This is a genomic window from Nostoc sp. PA-18-2419 (genome assembly GCF_005869855.1).
Classification (GTDB): Bacteria; Cyanobacteriota; Cyanobacteriia; order Cyanobacteriales; family Nostocaceae; genus Nostoc.
In genome coordinates, this window is record NZ_SZNH01000013.1 from 128,721 (window position 1) to 145,606 (window position 16,886).

The 16,886-nt window shown below is 40.5% G+C and carries 16 protein-coding genes, 1 tRNA gene and 2 pseudogenes; 4 read left to right on the forward strand and 15 right to left on the reverse strand.

Annotation, left to right across the window (positions count from 1 at the left end):
* Positions 1-132: 132 nt before the first annotated feature.
* Positions 133-564: a VOC family protein gene (locus FCR06_RS15760; protein WP_138501252.1), complete on the forward strand. Its 432-nt coding sequence runs from the start codon at positions 133-135 to the stop codon at positions 562-564.
* A gap of 90 nt (positions 565-654) precedes the next feature.
* On the opposite strand, the gene FCR06_RS15765 is transcribed toward FCR06_RS15760, so the two are convergent.
* Positions 655-1,290, reverse strand: coding sequence for an esterase/lipase family protein (locus FCR06_RS15765; protein WP_138501254.1), 636 nt, complete (start codon positions 1,288-1,290; stop codon positions 655-657).
* Between the two features lie 496 nt (positions 1,291-1,786).
* Between FCR06_RS15765 and FCR06_RS15770 the strand changes: the two genes are divergently transcribed.
* Positions 1,787-2,359, forward strand: coding sequence for a hypothetical protein (locus tag FCR06_RS15770; RefSeq protein WP_138501256.1), 573 nt, complete (start codon positions 1,787-1,789; stop codon positions 2,357-2,359).
* 32 nt (positions 2,360-2,391) lie between these two features.
* Here the strand turns inward: FCR06_RS15770 and FCR06_RS34795 are convergent.
* The 8 genes and pseudogenes from FCR06_RS34795 to FCR06_RS15805 all read right to left on the reverse strand — a co-directional run.
* Positions 2,392-2,508 (reverse strand): annotated as a pseudogene (locus FCR06_RS34795) (hypothetical protein); the annotation flags it as partial.
* 91 nt (positions 2,509-2,599) lie between these two features.
* Positions 2,600-2,806 (reverse strand): hypothetical protein, encoded by a 207-nt coding sequence (locus FCR06_RS15775; protein ID WP_138501258.1) that lies wholly within the window; start codon positions 2,804-2,806, stop codon positions 2,600-2,602.
* An 18-nt stretch (positions 2,807-2,824) separates the two neighbouring features.
* Positions 2,825-3,889 (reverse strand): tetratricopeptide repeat protein, encoded by a 1,065-nt coding sequence (locus FCR06_RS15780; protein WP_138501260.1) that lies wholly within the window; start codon positions 3,887-3,889, stop codon positions 2,825-2,827.
* Between the two features lie 53 nt (positions 3,890-3,942).
* The gene (locus FCR06_RS15785; protein WP_138501262.1) at positions 3,943-4,671 is read right to left on the reverse strand and encodes a 16S rRNA (uracil(1498)-N(3))-methyltransferase; all 729 of its coding nucleotides are present in this window, start codon (positions 4,669-4,671) and stop codon (positions 3,943-3,945) included.
* A gap of 37 nt (positions 4,672-4,708) precedes the next feature.
* Positions 4,709-4,894 (reverse strand): hypothetical protein, encoded by a 186-nt coding sequence (locus FCR06_RS15790; RefSeq protein ID WP_138501264.1) that lies wholly within the window; start codon positions 4,892-4,894, stop codon positions 4,709-4,711.
* 30 nt (positions 4,895-4,924) lie between these two features.
* Positions 4,925-5,233, reverse strand: a pseudogene (locus FCR06_RS15795) (Uma2 family endonuclease); the annotation flags it as partial.
* A gap of 84 nt (positions 5,234-5,317) precedes the next feature.
* Positions 5,318-7,234, reverse strand: coding sequence for a sulfite reductase, ferredoxin dependent (sir, locus tag FCR06_RS15800; RefSeq protein WP_138501266.1), 1,917 nt, complete (start codon positions 7,232-7,234; stop codon positions 5,318-5,320).
* A gap of 465 nt (positions 7,235-7,699) precedes the next feature.
* Positions 7,700-8,239, reverse strand: a complete 540-nt coding sequence (locus FCR06_RS15805; protein ID WP_138501268.1) for a porin family protein — start codon at positions 8,237-8,239, stop codon at positions 7,700-7,702.
* Positions 8,240-8,627: 388 nt separating this feature from the next.
* On the opposite strand from FCR06_RS15805, the gene FCR06_RS15810 reads away from it, so the two are divergent.
* Complete coding sequence (locus FCR06_RS15810) at positions 8,628-9,575, forward strand: ADP-ribosylglycohydrolase family protein (RefSeq protein ID WP_138501270.1); 948 nt, start codon at positions 8,628-8,630, stop codon at positions 9,573-9,575.
* Positions 9,576-9,679: 104 nt separating this feature from the next.
* Here the strand turns inward: FCR06_RS15810 and FCR06_RS32685 are convergent, their stop codons facing one another.
* The 3 genes from FCR06_RS32685 to FCR06_RS15830 form a co-directional block, all read right to left on the reverse strand.
* Entirely contained in the window at positions 9,680-10,678 is a 999-nt protein-coding gene (locus FCR06_RS32685) for a transposase (protein WP_189523443.1), read from the reverse strand.
* Between the two features lie 21 nt (positions 10,679-10,699).
* Complete coding sequence (locus FCR06_RS15825; protein ID WP_138501275.1) at positions 10,700-11,551, reverse strand: hypothetical protein; 852 nt, start codon at positions 11,549-11,551, stop codon at positions 10,700-10,702.
* Between the two features lie 137 nt (positions 11,552-11,688).
* The gene (locus FCR06_RS15830) at positions 11,689-12,351 is read right to left on the reverse strand and encodes an Npun_F0813 family protein (RefSeq protein ID WP_138501277.1); all 663 of its coding nucleotides are present in this window, start codon (positions 12,349-12,351) and stop codon (positions 11,689-11,691) included.
* A 360-nt stretch (positions 12,352-12,711) separates the two neighbouring features.
* Between FCR06_RS15830 and FCR06_RS15835 the strand changes: the two genes are divergently transcribed.
* Positions 12,712-12,784, forward strand: a tRNA-Arg gene (locus tag FCR06_RS15835).
* Between the two features lie 231 nt (positions 12,785-13,015).
* Here the strand turns inward: FCR06_RS15835 and FCR06_RS15840 are convergent.
* From FCR06_RS15840 to FCR06_RS15850, 3 genes are all read right to left on the reverse strand, one after another.
* The gene (locus FCR06_RS15840; RefSeq protein WP_189523444.1) at positions 13,016-13,882 is read right to left on the reverse strand and encodes a hypothetical protein; all 867 of its coding nucleotides are present in this window, start codon (positions 13,880-13,882) and stop codon (positions 13,016-13,018) included.
* A 377-nt stretch (positions 13,883-14,259) separates the two neighbouring features.
* Complete coding sequence (locus tag FCR06_RS15845) at positions 14,260-14,781, reverse strand: META domain-containing protein (protein ID WP_138501279.1); 522 nt, start codon at positions 14,779-14,781, stop codon at positions 14,260-14,262.
* A gap of 287 nt (positions 14,782-15,068) precedes the next feature.
* On the reverse strand, positions 15,069-16,298 hold the full coding sequence (locus FCR06_RS15850) for a trypsin-like serine peptidase (protein ID WP_138501281.1): 1,230 nt from the start codon (positions 16,296-16,298) through the stop codon (positions 15,069-15,071).
* Between the last annotated feature and the right edge of the window lie 588 nt (positions 16,299-16,886).

A 16,886-nucleotide genomic window follows, 5' to 3' on the forward strand; every position in this document is an offset into this window, starting at 1 on the left:
AAATCAAAGCAGATTACTATAGAACAAAGGATATAAGTTAATGTCAATTAAAACTGTGTTCCAGTTGACCACAATCAAAACTTGACAGCAGAAATTGTAAATATCATCAACTATTAGTTTTTTATACAAGCTATGAGTCAAACTTTATTCCATCTTGCTTTTCCTGTAACTAACATTGCCCAGACAAAAACATATTATGTAGATGGTTTGGGCTGTATTCCCGGTCGTGAAAACCGCCATGCCCTAATTCTCAATCTCTACGGTCATCAATTAGTAGCTCATGTCACCAAAGAACTTTTGACAGCCCAACAGACCATATATCCCAGACACTTTGGACTAATTTTTACCCAAGAACGTGACTGGGAGGACTTACTAGAAAGGGCGCAACAGCAACAGCTAATTTTTCGCGAAGAAAGTAAAAGTCGCTTTGTCAATTCTCTACTTGAGCATCGCACTTTCTTTTTAGAAGATCCTTTTTATAACCTAATGGAGTTTAAGTATTATCGTTATCCAGAAGCGATTTTTGGAAGTTACGAACATGCCCAAATTGGGGATAGAACTTAAATAATTCCTAATACTTGCTTTTGGCGAGAAGCAAAATATGCAACTCATAATTCGTAATTAAAAATAAATCAAGCTTGGCAAGTGTGCTAATTACTGACTGGATTTTTTCTTCAGTAGGGGTAGCTTAATAGGCTGTGCTAAAGCTGCTGTTACTGCTGCTAAACTTCCGGAGTCTGTCAGCATCCAAGGGTGTAGAGCAACTGGTACTATTACTTGCTGTCCAACGGGCATTTGCGAACTATTTGCAGGGACAATCATTAAATCATAAGGTGTCCAGATAGATGTAAAATTTAGTTGCTTCAACATTACAGCATCAGAATTTAAATCCTTGAGAAAAAGGCTATCGGGGCGCATTTGTATGCAACCTGGACGCCGAGAACCGTAAGCAACTACAGTTCCATGATGGGGCGAAGCGATTGTAATAAACCTCTGCACGCGGTTAATTCCTCCTAACCGCTGGACATAGTAACGGCTGACAATTCCTCCCATGCTGAAGCCTACCAAATCCAGTGGTTGTTCCCAGCCAAAGTTAGTTGTGATATAATCGGCTACTTGCTTTGCCAACTCATCAAGACCCAAATCGCCATTATTAGGTACTAAATTCAGGGCATGTACGGGAAGACATTGTTGTATAAGATACGGTCTCATCTTCCGAAAAACTGCCTCTGTATCGTCAATTCCGTGTATTAATAAAACGGGATTGCGTTGCTGATTTTCAATGTTCATTTACAAAATCTAGCTAAATTTAGGTGGTGTATTTAACTTTTGTAAGTACATACTGCTCTACAAACTCAAGTTCTTGCTTTTCGGATTTTTGATTGAGATATCTTAGCAAAACTTCAGATACTTTAGGAGCAAGCTTGTAATAAATGTAACTTAATATCGTAGCTATCTGCTGACAGGCTATGACACTCCTTTTACTAGTTGAAACCAAAGAGCTTGCCTAAATTATTAAACTAAGAAATATTAATTTTTATGAAGCTGGCTTTCAGAATCTTGCTCTAAGTTACAGTAAAATTTAATAATTAGTTCTCGGTATATAGCTTGGCAGATACTTGCAATAAAGCATTTATCCTGTCGTTTTACTACAATGTTCATTAAACACAAACCTATAAGGGTTGTTACCAGAATAGGGTGACGCAAAGCAAAAAAATGTAACATTTTATCGTAATTATTAACAATTACGGTCGAATTTCAAATATAAAAGGCAGGAGTAATTGTAATGGATTTTATCAAAAAGTTGATTTCAGGTATTCAAGGTTTTGTTGGCGGTATTTTAGGTTTTGTGACGAGCTTGTTACCAGGGAAGAAAAAAAGCAACGGCTACTTCTTAGAATTGGACGAGGCTAAGGATACTGCTAAAGAGGCAGCTAAAGAGGTAGCGTCGAATGCGATCAAAGTAGTAGAGACGGTTGCATCCAGCGCGAAAAAAGTAACAGAAGCAATTACATCAGATACACCAGATGCATCCAAGCCAGCTTCATTGAACGGAGCAAAAGCCGAGACAAATAATGGTAAAGCAAAATCAACTAAATCAACTAAAGAAGCAAAATCATCTAAAAATCCAAAACCAGCTGATGTTGAGTTAGTCCAAACTGCTGAGGGTCTAAAAGTTCAACCTGGCAATAATGAAAAAGCTGCGGCAGCAAAAGTCCTAAAAGAGCAGCCAACCGAAACCACCTTTGCACCCAAGTATCTTGCTCCTTCGAGTAATATCTCTAATGGGCGTCGGCGTCCAGGAGCGAATATGAGTGCTTATTTAGACATGGCACGCCAAGTTAAAACTCGTAATTAAATCTCAAGAGACCATAATATGGTCTCTACAAATTAAGTCTGAATACACAATATCAAGACTACTTTAGCAGTTGTAGATTGGGGAAGTCTCCAAGTTAGGAGTGATCGCTTAATTTTCTCCACTACAGCTGCATCTTTTTGAGTTGAGGCTTCTTCATCTAATCATTATTGCTGCTACCCGATCTTTTTTAATAGTGAACTCGAAGACGATTTCACCACCAAAGCTTGAAGGTAAGCTTATTTATTCTAAGTGTTGGGTTAGTTCGGTAATTGCTGCTTCATCCAAGCCAGTGGTGCTGATGATTTCTAACTGATTGTTGCTGGCTGAGACTGATTCTTCTAGCTTTTGCCTCATCGGTCTTTGGCGGCTCAGAGAATCAGCAAACGGCTGTAGAGGCTGTCGAAAAGCTAGGGCTGCTGTCATCGGGAACGTTATCTGATGTGTCATTTTATACTTTTTTACCAATTATTTAACAAACACTAATCCACTGTACAAATGAAAAGCTGAATCCCAATTAGTTTGTTCCCTACGAAATAGGTAAATATGAGATTGAATTTTACCCAGCATTTCTGTTTGCTCTAATGCTGTATCTGCAAAGGGTGTGAAATCTGACCAATTTTTGACATGAGGTAGTTGCTGGTTAATCCARTTTGATAAACTATTCCAATTAATTCTGATTGTATTTTGGCTAGCTTGAGCAATAATTTCTAAACCTTGCTGAAATTCATAGCTATTATCAGAAAGTCGTAGAATACAACGTCTACCAGGTAGGTGTAAATCACAAAACTGAGCATAGTCTTGTGTTTGAGTTTTCCGTTCCAGTTTCCGATGAGCGTCAATATCTACAACTTGTTCAAAAATCGGCAAAAGTCCTACTACTCGTGCTGTGACTTCTGACCAATCAAAAGTTAAAGAACCGAGTTGGTTCGCTTGGTTGCGGCAAACAACGGTAGCTTTTAGTTGAGATTCAGAAAAATACTTGACTTGAAAAACTTGAATTTCTTGAATGGCAGTTATTGTTGTCCAGAAACAGGGAATATTAGCTTGTTGTAGTTGTTCTCCGTAAAATTTTAGTTCTCCTACTTGTCCGGTGCGATATAGTCTCCAGCCACGACTCGGTAGCGTTAGCCGTGCACTGTAGGGATCTATTTGCATTATCTGGGCAAATTTTCGAGATACTTCTGTTTTGAGTTCGTTACTCAAAGGTTCTAAGATTAGTACGCCAAGTTCAGTGTTACTAGGTTGTGATGTTGCTTTAGCAATAGCTCGTTGTCTTTGTTCTTGCTCAATTTCTTGCAACCGTGCTAAACCTTGCCGTGCTAGCGTCACTATTCTACTATTCCTCGTATCTCGCAGCAGGTGCCGATAAATTTTTTCTGCATCTTGATACTTTTGAGATACTTCATGCAGCCGAGCCAGATAAAATTGTACCCAAGGATGTTCTGGTGATTCTTTTTGCAGCTGTTTGAGTAATTTAGCAGCTTTTTGATAGTCTTTATTGTCAAAGGCGATCGCAACTTGCTCAATCATGTTTCAATCCACGCTAAGAAATATCTCACGCCTCTGCGTGAGCCATAACTCATTTATACTTCACAAGCTGCGGTAATCAGGGATAATGCTACTACTGGCGCTGTCACTGCTCTGAGGATGCGACGACCAAGGGAAACAGGTTGAAATCCAACTGCGATCGCATTTTCAATTTCTTGTTTTGTCCATCCGCCTTCTGGACCAGTGGCGATGACAATTGTTTCTTGCTCCTTATAGTGTAAGCAATCTCTTAAATGGGGGAACTCACCACGCGCCACACAAATATATTGTTGGCTATTCGCCAATGACAAAGGATCAATGACTGATGACAAACCCGTGTTAAAAGTAACAGGTTCTAAAATTGTGGGTACGAATGAGCGTTCTGATTGCTCGGCAGCTTCTGCTGCGATGCGCCGCCAGCGTTCGAGTTTTTGGGGACTAGGATGAAGCAAAGCGCGATCGCTCAATACTGGCGCAATACTAGTTACTCCCAATTCCGTACAACAACGCACGACTTCATCGAATCCATTGCCTTTGGGTAACGCCACTATCAGCGTAATTGTTACAGGTAATTCAGTTTCTACTGAGATGGGTTCTAAAACTTGCGCTTGTTCTCCTGCAAGCTGTACTAACCAAGATTTTCCTTTACCGTCCATTGCAATAAAGCGATCGCCTTCATGCAAGCGCAAAACTCGCACTAGATAATGTTGCTGTTCTTTGCTGAGCAAAATTTGCTGTTGCTGGAGTTGAGAGGGTGCGATCGCAATTCTTTGCAGTTGAGACATTTTTCTAGGCGTTGTTGAATTCAGGTATGAATTTATTTCACGCACAGACGCAGCGGAAAGTCTGAACGGAGGCTTCCGGCGTAGACGCTTTGCGGTGAGGGGGTCGCAGTCTTGGCGGTTTCCGTCGATTGCGATCCCCCGAACCCGTAGGGCTTGCCGCAGGCTTCAGAACTTTCCAAGACAGAGGCGCACAGAGCAAGAGTTTGAGATATTGAGTTTTCAAATTTCATACTTCAATTCAGCAACGCCAAAATTCGTTTTGAATATAGTAACTACTGTCCGGCTCGGCTCCTTGCTCCAAATCATCGCGCGTCATAGTCAACGAATCAGCACTTTTAACTTCTAAATCAAATTCTTCACATAGCACAAGAATAAAACCCTCAATTAGACGGTTTGAGTTCTCGTGTGGCATCAACGGCGTCATAATTTCTACTATTCCGTTGTCATAAGCTAGCCTTTTATTCCGCTCGCATCCCATATCTGCCAGCATAGCTTTGAATGTTTGCCAGCTAATGTTTTGCAGCATATCCCTAGTTTCTGCAAATTTTGCTGTGGTTACCATAGTTGAGTATTAGGAGTACACAACAAAGACACAGATGAATTTATCTGTGTCTCTATTTGATTTCATTATCTTCAATTTTCCAGCTTAGGAAAGATTCTGGAAGTAAATTTCTAAGGCTTCGGTCACCAACTGAGTCATTGGCTTACCTTGGCTTTCGGATACTTCCTTCAACTTGCCGTAGATCTCAGCTTTCAAATTTACCCGATGGCGTGATTTGTTTGCACCATTAGCTGTGCCAGGTTCATAGGTGGCGCTAAATTCGCGGATGGCATCAAAACCAACGCGATCACAAAAATCACCAAAGCTTTCTTTAGATTTCTTTGATTTCTTAAAGTAAACAAAAATTGGCTCTAGGAAGCTTTCTAAGTCATTATGGTGCAGCTTATCAATGTAAGGTTGCGCCAATCGTGTCTGATTTGGTGAACCCCCTAACCATAATTGGTAACTTTCTGGAGCGCTACCCACAAAGCCTAATTCCGCCATGTAAGGACGAGCGCAGCCGTTAGGACAACCTGTCATCCTGATCACAAAATGGTCCTTTTGTAAACCTAATTTATCCAATAAAGCGCGAATTCGCTCCAAAATCCCCGGTATTGCCCGTTCTGATTCAGTAATTGCTAAGCCGCAGGTAGGCAAAGCAGGACAAGCCATTGCATACCGTTCTAAAGGTTCAATTTGATTAGGGTCAGAAACGACACCGTAACGATTGAGAATTTCTTGAATAGCTTGTTTGCTATCTGGTTCGATATCGTAAAAAATCAGGTTATGATTAGGTGTTAAACGGATGTGCAAGTTAAATTGCTCGACAATTTCTCGCAAAGCTGTTTTCAGTTGCAGAGAACCTTCATCTTTAATCCGACCGTTGTCAATGGAAATTCCTAAAAATAGCTTGCCATCGCCTTGTTCGTTCCAGCCAAGGAAGTCGTAATATTTAAACTCTGGCAGTGGTTTGAAGGGTGCAACTGGTTTGCCAAAGTATTCCTCAACTTGGGTACGAAATTTATCTACACCCCAATCGTTGATGAGATATTTTAATCTGGCGTGACGGCGGTCAGTGCGATCGCCATAATCTCGTTGGGTAGCTACAATCGCTTTTACTATGTCGTAAACATCTTCTTTGGCTACATAACAAATTGGATCTGCTAACCGAGCGAAAGTTTCTTCTTTATTGTGTGTTCTACCTAAACCACCACCAGCAAAGAGATTAAATCCTTCTAATTCTTGTTTCTTATTGGTAATTACCACTAACGTCAGGTCTTGGGAATATAAATCAACAGAATTATCTCCTGGTATCGTCACGCAAACTTTGAACTTGCGCGGCATATAGTGCGTGCCGTAAATCGGTTCTTGGTTGTTATGAATGATTGTGCCATTACCATTGCGCGATCGTGCTGCTGTTACCTCTGGATTTTCTTCCCCGCTAATTGCCTTTTCACCATCTAACCAAATTTCGTAATAAGCGCCTGTTTGTGGTGAAAGCAAGTCAGCAATATTCTGGGCATATTCCCAAGCATACTGGTACTCTGGGCGATTTTTAAACGGCGCTGGTGGTGCCATCACATTGCGGTTGATGTCGCCGCAAGCTCCGAGAGTCGAACCCAAGTTGTTGACAATGGTAGCAATTGCTATCTTCAGATTCTTCTTTAAAATTCCGTGCAGTTGGAAACCTTGACGGGTAGTTGCTCGTAATGTGTGGTTACCATACTCATCTGCCAATTTATCTAGAGCCAGATACAGCTGGGGTGGCACCAAACCACCCGGATTTTTTGTCCGCAGCATAAACTGGTAATCTTTCTCCTGTCCCTTGGCGCGGTTGTCGCGGTTATCCTGTTGATAAGAGCCGTGAAACTTCAACAGTTGCACAGCATTTTCAGTAAAATGAGTAGTATCTTCAAGAATCTCAGTTGCTACAGGCTCACGCAAAAAATTACTATTTTCTTTGATTACTTCTACTTTAGAAGGCTTACGGCTAGCGATGGGGGGAGGAGCAGATTTAACCATGAGAGTTGTTATAGTGTTCTCAATAAAGCATTCGTGGACGCCGAAGTAAAAAGATGTAAATATCTTTTCGGCTATTAGATCCCCGGTAATCCGGCCGGAATAATGAGGAATTTTTTAATTTTAACACGGCAAAACCAGGCTTTCTCAGTGATCTAACACTTCAAAATCAGTTCTTGAGAGTGCTTAGTGTTGAGTAAAGTATAGAGCGAGTCAAGACTCCTAAGTTCGAGTCAATGATTAAAATTAATTAATTCAACTAAATAAGGAATTTTTATCTACAACTATAGTGCTTTTAAATTGCCTGAAGTACGCACAAAAAGTAGGGTTGCACTGCTGTGTCACCCTACCTTGCACTCTCAATATTTGACTCTAAGAAAGTTTTTTGATTCTGCACTCAGCCATAATTCGTAGCTAAGATTTTCTCAAATCTCAACTTGGGAAACTCATAATTTTTTTGCTCATCTTTTATTTAAAACTGTAGCCAATACCAGCATTGATACTAACAGCAGGAGTATTGCTATTTTGATAAGCACTAATTCCTACTTTGGTATTAGTATAGAGAAGAAAATTGTTAGCAATTTCTGATTCAACACCAGCACCTACTACTACTGCATCTTTGTTGCCTATAGGAGTTGGTGAACCATCTTTTTCTACAAAAGAATAACCACCAGTTAAATAAGCATTAGTTCTATTAGCGATGGGTACATCGAAAGAAAGTTCTGGGATAATAGCACTAGTTTTATCACTCCAAAGAACATTACCGCGTGCAGAAAACGGTGTATTTCCTAATTTCAAGCGACCTGTGACATTACCACCAAATGTGGCATCATCGTTGATGCCTTGTCCACCGCTGGTAACGCCAGCTGCAATACCAGCACCGACATAACTAGCATCAGTACCCTTTTGGGTTTCCGCATAAGCTTGACCATTTGATAGAAAAATAGGAGCAACTATTAAAGAAGATAATGCAGAAATTGTCAGAAAAGATTTAAGCAAACGTTGCATAATTTTAACCAAGTTTTGTATTTTTTACTGTTATACTCTCAGTCGAAAACTCAGTAAAAATGTTCCGATTGATTCTGGAATTTTCTTTATTAGTTGTTGTGATTAATGCAGAAAAAATCAGATCAAGGAACTCGAAATTTTAAAAAGTGTTATAATTAGACTTACATTTTTTGAATCAAGAGTTTTTTAGCTAAAAATAGAGACGCTTATGAAAGTGGCATAGTTAGGGGAACTAAAAATAAGTCTAAATCTGATCCAACAATACACAGTTAACTGAGTCTAACTATGCATTTTACATAGGATAAAAAAGTAGCCTGTAGCATCTGTGGCAACAAGCTATCAAGTAAATCTATAAAGTTAATCTTTAGCAATTCTTGGAGATTGAATAATGCTAACCGCTGCAAAAACGTTGTCTGGTTTGATGGGTTTATGTGTCGGTGATGCATTGGGTGTGCCAGTGGAGTTTACTAGCCGCGCAGAACGAATAAAATCTCCAGTGACAACAATGTTAGGTTATGGCACATGGAATCAACCGCCAGGAACTTGGTCAGATGACAGTTCGTTGAGCTTTTGCTTGGCAGAAAGTCTTTGTAGAGGGTATTSACTGGAGGCCATAGCTAATTCCTTTTGGCGGTGGTACAAGGAAGCTTATTGGACTCCCCGTGGTGATGTATTTGATATTGGTCAAACTACTCATACAGCATTAATGCGCCTGAAACAGGGAGTTGTACCCCATCAGGCGGGTGGCAAAGTTGAAAATAGTAATGGCAATGGTTCATTGATGCGAATCTTGCCGATGGCTTATTGTCACAGAAACTTAACTTTAGGCGAATTGCTAGCACGAGTGCATGATGTTTCCGCGATTACTCATGCCCATGCGCGATCGCAAATGGCCTGTGCCATTTATATTAGTATTGCAGTGTCCTTGCTCGAAGGTGCTGACCCCCAAACCGCTTATCTCCAAGGATTACAAGATATCCAAACCCAAACAATTTATTCGCTGCGGGAATTTTTGTTAGAAAAGCCCCATTTTGGTAGAGTTTTCAGTGGCGAGATTGCCAAATTACCAGTAGAAGAGATTAATTCTGGTGGCTACGTGATTGATACTTTAGAGTCATCCCTGTGGTGTTTATTAAATAGCTCGTCTTACTCTGAAGCAGTACTGAAAGCTATTAACTTAGGCGGAGATACAGATACAACCGCCGCCGTTACCGGTGGGTTAGCAGGAATTTACTACGGTGTGGAAAATATTCCCCGACAATGGATGAATCTAATTGCCCGCAAACAGGACATTGTTTACTTGGCAGAGCGTTTTAGCAGGGCTGTTTATAGTTGAAGGGAGTGGGAAGATGGGGATTGTAGAGACAGAGGGGGGCAAGATTTCTTCCCCATCCTCCCACACCTCGCACAACTTCGACACTCCCTGTTTCCCCATACCCATTAAACAGTGGATAAAGAGTAGACTTGACCATCAATTAACAGTCGTGTGATTCCCTTGGCTTGGAGATGAGTACGGGCTTTATGGAGCATTTTACTATCGGGGACTTTAATCACGCGATCGCGTTTTGTTGAGAAACGCTTGGCTATACGATGATTATCAAACACTGGTAGAGTTCTTTGCTGGGTTTCCAGGTTGGGAATTTGTCCTAAGTCTCCAAAGTCCTTTAGAGGTCGCGTAATTAATTCCGAGGAACGGTCAATTACTAAGTAGCAAGTTTTTGGCAAATGGGCTGCTGATAGTGGTAAAACTTGAACTGATGCTTCACCTGGTCTACGTCTTGTGACTAAAGGTCTTGGCTCATCAAAGTCATCTTCTAAATCGTCATCTTCCTCTTCAAAATCGTCATCTTCTAAATCGTCATCTTCTAAGTCGTCCAAATCCTCTGATTCGTCTAGCAAGTCTTCTCCTAGCATCTGTGCTATGACAGTCGCTTCTGGACGTTCATCCTTGAGTATCGGACTAGGGATACTCGCTATTTCCACCGGCTTTGGTTCTGGAGTTTCTGATTTCTCTGTGACTCGTAGCTTCGGTTTTTCCGTGGCTGAGGAACGTCGCCGCACCCATCTGCTAGCAGCAGTTGACTCGCCCGTGTCTTCGGAGTAGGGTTGTTCCTCTTCCTCTACTACACGCTGCACCTGTGGCTCAATCTCTACCACTTTGGGCTGGCTATCGCTAGGTGGAATTTCGATTTCTGGCTGTGGTTGACTCAGCAGTGGTAACTGCTCATAGCTTACCTGTGCCCTACCCTCAGGAGTTCTTGCAGCCCGCTTTAAAGATACTAAGTATTCATACTCATCTTCTGGTAAAGTGCTTTTGAGTAAACGACTTATTGTCGAGTTACTCACACCATAGCGGTCTGCCAAAGTTGAGGTAGTTTCGGCACTTTCTCGATATAATTTGAGAATTTCTTGTTTGTCAGAATCTGTTAATTTTCTCACGGTAGATACCAAAAATCTTTGCTAAGCTCGTTTTCGTGTGCTGGTACGCCGCGTTCGTCTCAGTGAAGCGTCATATTCAAGGGCAGCGCCCATACCAAATAACATTCCACTAAATACCCAAAACACTTCTAGTATTTCCCCACTTTGATAATTTGGACCTTGGGCGTATTTAAACCACATATCTGCAATGTAGAGCGAAAAGGCCGCTGCGGCAATCATTCTCCAAGATTGGGAAACTCTTCCTCCCCAAAAGGCTAACAGCAGAGTGGTAGCAATAATTAACAAAACTACATCGCTAACTACGTAAAACCAATTCAAAATAGCGACTAACAGTTCTGAGGGCGTTTCCTGTTGCATAGAAATCCACCATGCCAACAAACTACCGAATAGAGCAATTGCTAACACAATTAGCCACTGCCATTTCTCTAGATTGATTCGCCTGGAAGCCACAGCTAAAATCATGCCTGTGCCAAGGAATAGATAAGTCAATACAAAAAATATATCGCCTAAAGACACATCCGGTTCTTCTTTTAAAACGATTTCGGTATACCCAAAAATTATCCCTCCCAGGAAATAGGAAAGCATACCTAAGCCAATTGAGAGCCAAACATTCCGACCACTAACGATTTGTGGACTCAGCCAGTTCCTCAAGCATAAGATACCGGCACTCAAATAAGCTATGGCTTCAAAAATATTTGTGCCAATCACATACCACTCGGCTCGACTTTCTATGCCATCTGCTGCGGGAATTTTGGCACTAAACAATAAAAAGTATAACAGTGCCAGTACGCCCCAACCAATATTAGCCAAAACTATGTTCTGAGTGGTGAAAATAGATTTAAAAACCAAGGAATTGTTGTAAGAGTTATTCATAAGGCTTGACTATGTAGATGCACTCTGGCAGTATTTTGAGTTAAAAGATTGTATGATTAGCAGTTTATCTAGCAAATAACACACAATTAAACACCAAAAGCAAGTACCAAAAGTAAGAAATTTTTGAAAAATCCAGACTACTGCCATAGTTTAGCCACTGCTGATTGATTTAGCCAAGTGATAAACAGCGATCGCTCGGCTTGTGGCATATCTTCTAACTTATAAATTACTTGTTTAGTAAAGTTGGCATTGCCAAAATGCGCCTTTCCTAATCGATGCAATTCTTGCAAAAGGATAACTACGTGATTTTCTTGCCAAGGAGGCAGTTTGGCTGCAAGCAAAGGGTTAGTAGATACCAAAGATTTAACTGTATCTGAAGGGGATGCTGAGGGAAATTGCTTTTGCTGGAATACCTCCGCAACATCTTTCTCAAATAATGCAGCTTGCCTAGCACCCAAAAACTCTTCAATGTCGATATAAACACCTTGCAGCAGTAAAATACTTGCTTGGATCAAAATCCCCGTCTTGCCATGACTACCACCTGTGTCATTCCCCAACTGTTCTAAACGGATTTTACCCCAAACAGTAAAACGTTCCGGTTCTTCGAGCAAGACACAGGCTTTACCCCGGTTATCCGTTAATTCTCTCCATAAGGCTCTAGCTTCTTCTTCTTGACTAGCTTTAAAGACACTAATCAAGCGAAAAGTTTGCCCTTGATAATCTAGGATCGGCACCTGCTGATCCCGTTTTGGGTGCTGAATGCTTGATATTTCAACATCCTGCCGTTTGAGAATAAACATGGCACTCGCAAATAACTCCTCACAGGGGCATTTTTAATATGGAATATATGATGGCATTTGGCAGCATCGCCAAGGCTGAAATTACCTAGTGTGCTGTAAAAATGGGTAGAAACCGAGCGATTATTACATACTTCATCAGACTAAGCTGCCTAAAAGGACTTGGCTGAGGGTAAACAACCCCTTGAGAACACAATATATCTAACCAATACGCCATCTGTTTCGTTTTTAGGGTAGATTGATAACTAGCGACTTGGATCTTAGCCTTGCTAGTGATAAATCTGCAATTTTCGATTGCTTCTTGGTCGCACAAAACGATATAATAATTTAGATGACTCCTTTTGGGAGCCACTATTTTGTTTTGGGCGCGTAGCTCAGTGGATAGAGCAATTGCCTTCTAAGCAATCGGTCGCAGGTTCGAGTCCTGCCGCGCTCGTTTGAATTTAATTAAGGCAACAGACGCGATAATCGGCGTCTATACAGGAATTGCTGAGGATGGTTAATGCGATCGCGTCACTAACTTTACGCTATTTCTGGTTTAGATTTCAAATGATTGACGGAGTAGCTAAAAGCATTCGGTTTGCCCTTAGCACTTATTAGATCTTGGAGTACTTGTATGGTTAAATATCTAGACCCTATTATGCCAGCGGCTTATAAAAAATTAATTTCAATCACTTGGTAAATTTTTCGATGTTTTTTGCTTCAGAATCGCTTCACATTCAAAATTGATAGCTTCGGCTGACAAATTACATAATCCTTGGAAGTTAATTTTATTTTCAGTATGTAAAACTTCTAATAAACTTGAAGCTGACTCTAAAATTTGCTTACCACTTCTGATTTGAAGACTCAACTTATCTTCAATTGCATCAAAAATAACGAAAAGTGATATCTTTTGCCAAATTTTTTGAGTTGAAGCTAGCACCTTCAAGGAAGTAACGATTTTTCCTTGTTGTGGTACATGAAGTGCTAAATCTGAAGCCTGAATAGTTTTTTGGATTTCCTCCAACGGTAACAGAGAAATATCAATTATGTTATCAATAGTTATAAAATCTGCGATATCAGGTAAATTTATTACTGTTTCATTTAACGATTCAAACTGAAAGGTTAGCTTGTTGCTCAAAGGATCTGTAATAGCGTTAAGCTGTACTGGATATGCGGGTTGTGGTACAGACCCTTTTTCATAAAATGAACGTCCTTCAGGAGTAACTGTTAGTGGCGATGTTGCTGAGAGAGTTTGTAATGAGCGGAGATTTGCAGTAGTACTGCGGATAAACACAGAATCAAGCCCAAGTACAGAGGCTAATTCGTCTTCTGTTGGTGGAGGTTGGAATTCAATCGCAGCACGGATGATAAATTCTTCGAGTACGTTAAATGGACGGGGTTCTTTAATGTTTACTTCTACTAGAGTTTGAAGCAAGGTATAGCGAAATTGGCGTGCTGCTAAAACTGATAAATTAGGGCTTTGTACTTCAATTTCCTCGACCAAATTTTTCAGGTTATCATCAATTGGTTTAGTAGAAGAAGTAAGAGACATCAACAAAACCTCTATGTGGACGGACGATTTTAGAAACGCTATTTCTGAACCGCTTGCTGAAAAGTTTTAATGACATCAACATGCACCAATACTTTTCGGTTAAAGGGCAACGGGTAAAGGGCAAAGGAGAAATAGCTTGGTTTTCATCCCTTTTCCCTTTCACCTTTTCCCATTAACCAAGAGGTATTGCATGATTCACCATATTAATACAGCGTAGCAACAAATCCAAATCGATTCCTTTGACGTGTTTCACTACTGGAAACGTTTTCATAGTGAAACGCCTCAAGGGTTGCTAAGTAAAGGTGATGAATGCGATGCCTACGGTGGGCATAGCGATCCCAATACTTGTGACAAATGCCAATTAAAGTGTCGCGAGTCTATTCTGTAGGGACAAAGTACAGTACTCCCTCATCTGCATTCACTGCATAAAACAATACCAGACGACCAGAAGCATCTGAGCCAATGCGAGATACTAATTGGAGGGCGGATAAGAATTGAACTTCCTGATTCATCACAACTGGATCGCAACCCTTTTGAGTTGCATCCAATGTTCCCAAGGAAAGTCGATCATCAACTAGCTTAAAGTAGCCACTGAAACGATTACACCCCCCAGATCCATTCACCTGATTGCCCTTAAAATCCACAGACAACTCTGTTTGCGGTACAAGTGCAACAGTAGAGCCTTTACGCTCCCAACGCTCAAGCCGCCAAGAAGAATTTTCCAGAGCAATACGAGATTGTGGAGGGCGTTCGGAGGACATAGTAGTAGGTAATTGAGTTGAAGAAGACTTTGTACAAGCTAATAAAGCAAGACTGAAGGTTAGGGCAACCCCCATAATACTTGAAATAAAACCCACCTGAATCAAGATAACTTTAAGCGACACCATCTTTGTTTGCATAATTTTTAACCACTTACTTTAGATGGATCGGAAGTATTATGAACATTATTATAAAAAATAAATTAACTATTGCAGTGTTTGCATAATTGAGTGCTTGTTGGCTTGCGTCTGTTGAGTTTTCCACTCAGTAATTGATAGCTTTTTAGAAATCGATTTACCTTGATGCCTTTGTGCCTTAATAATAAAAAAATTATTTATTCACCACTCAGACATCAAGGCGGAAATAGCTTTATCTGCTACAACTTGAGTTAGCTTTCTATTCTTGTTAACAACGATAGCCTAATTACTTATCTGCAACGCCCCTTACTTTGAAGCTTCCAAGCGGTGAGTGCAGAGTTATCGCAAGCGTCATAGACAAGTTTGCCAATGTTGCCTGCCCCACGATTCCCATAAGCAGCGTCGGGAAATTCTTTGTTTTGTCCGAACCAAGACGAACCCATTCGCTGGTCACTACTACCATAGCTTGTGACTCCGATAACAAGATTACGAAGATTATCAGAGCCATAGCTTCCTCCTGAGGCATCCTGGCCAAAGTTGATAAGCCAGGGACCGCCGCTAGATCCGCCAGTCATAGCTGAGCCTAACCAAGTATTCTTGAGATTGCCGGTAGCGTAGTATGCGCCATATGCAGTGTTGATTTGCATCCTCAAACCTGAGTCAAAAGAGCCGGGATATCCCAGCTGAGTAATAGATGCAAATAGCTTATTGCCGAAGACGCCTTGATAGGATGAGCTTGGAATAGCGTAACTATAGCCATTCCAGGCATAACCAAAGTAGCCGGCAACATCGCCTGCCTGTTGGCCTGAACTATTATTGTTTAGCGCCACAAGCGCAATATCGTTGTTGCAAACAACGCCGGTTTGTGTGCAGGTATCAGTTCCGTTAAAGTAGACGTTAGGAATCAAGAACAGCGTGCTTTCAAATGATAGATAGGGTTCACTAGAGTTGTTTTTTGCAGGAACAAACTTCACCTTTGTCGCCCAGCCATTGTCTCCTTTTCCATAATCATGGACACAGTGTGCAGCCGTAATCAGAAGACTTTTACCAATCATTGAGGCTGAACAAATAAAGTTGTAAGTGGTTCCCCCAAAAGCCATATACAACTTTCCGGCTCGACGGTATGTATCGGCCTGGGCAGGATTAGTATTGCCGCCTAAAACACGGGAAGTAGAGTAAGGTACTTTAGAAGTTCCAAAAGATAATGGGGAATCTATTGGTAAATCTAATTGCTCATTTTTGTTGGAGTTACCATTTGAAGACCTGACTGCACCCGGCGTACCACTGATAATACTCGCGCTCAAAGCAGCGTTGGCTGAAGCTTTAACTGAATCTCTTGGCATCCGCGATTTTAGCTGGCTTTCAGGTAAAGTATTGAATTGCCCTGTTCTATATGATTGATTAGCGCGATCAGATGAGACAGTTGAAGACCGATTTTGAGCGCTCGCTGCATAACTTTGTAAGCTAAGTAGCAATCCAGTCGAGACAATAGCTAATGACTGTCTAACAAATACTTGCATTTAATTCCTCCTGAGTGTGTCAAATTTTTTGGTTATCTGCTTGCTATAAATTTTGCAAATACACCAATACAGATTTTTGCAAGATGGCTAAACAAGCAGTTAAAACAGAGACCCATAACACACAAACAGACTAGTGCATACAGGAAATCTATCTGTTAAAACAAGCTGTCTTATACTTGTAGTTTCAAATAGTATGTAGGTTTTTATGCAGATTAACAATGAAGTAAGTTTAAGATTTGAGGTAATTTTTGGTTAAATTATATTAATCAATTTTTTTTTATAAAAAATAAAAAAACTATTTTTGATGTTCAATTGCAGATTTTAAAATGTACAAGCTACTCAATAAATTTATTCCTCAATCAAGCGTCTCTATATTGCTTGACCAAAATACTACTCTTGCATAAGTACTAAGTTAAAAATGACTAAACTCTCAGCACAATAAGGTTTAAATTACTATTGTTTATTTATGAAAATTTAACAAATATTTGTTTTGAGATATATAGTATAAGAAAAAGCAGAAAATTATAGCCAAGGCTTCCTTAGCTGTAGTTTTTTAAAATAATGTACAAAGCCGAAGATACTTTATCT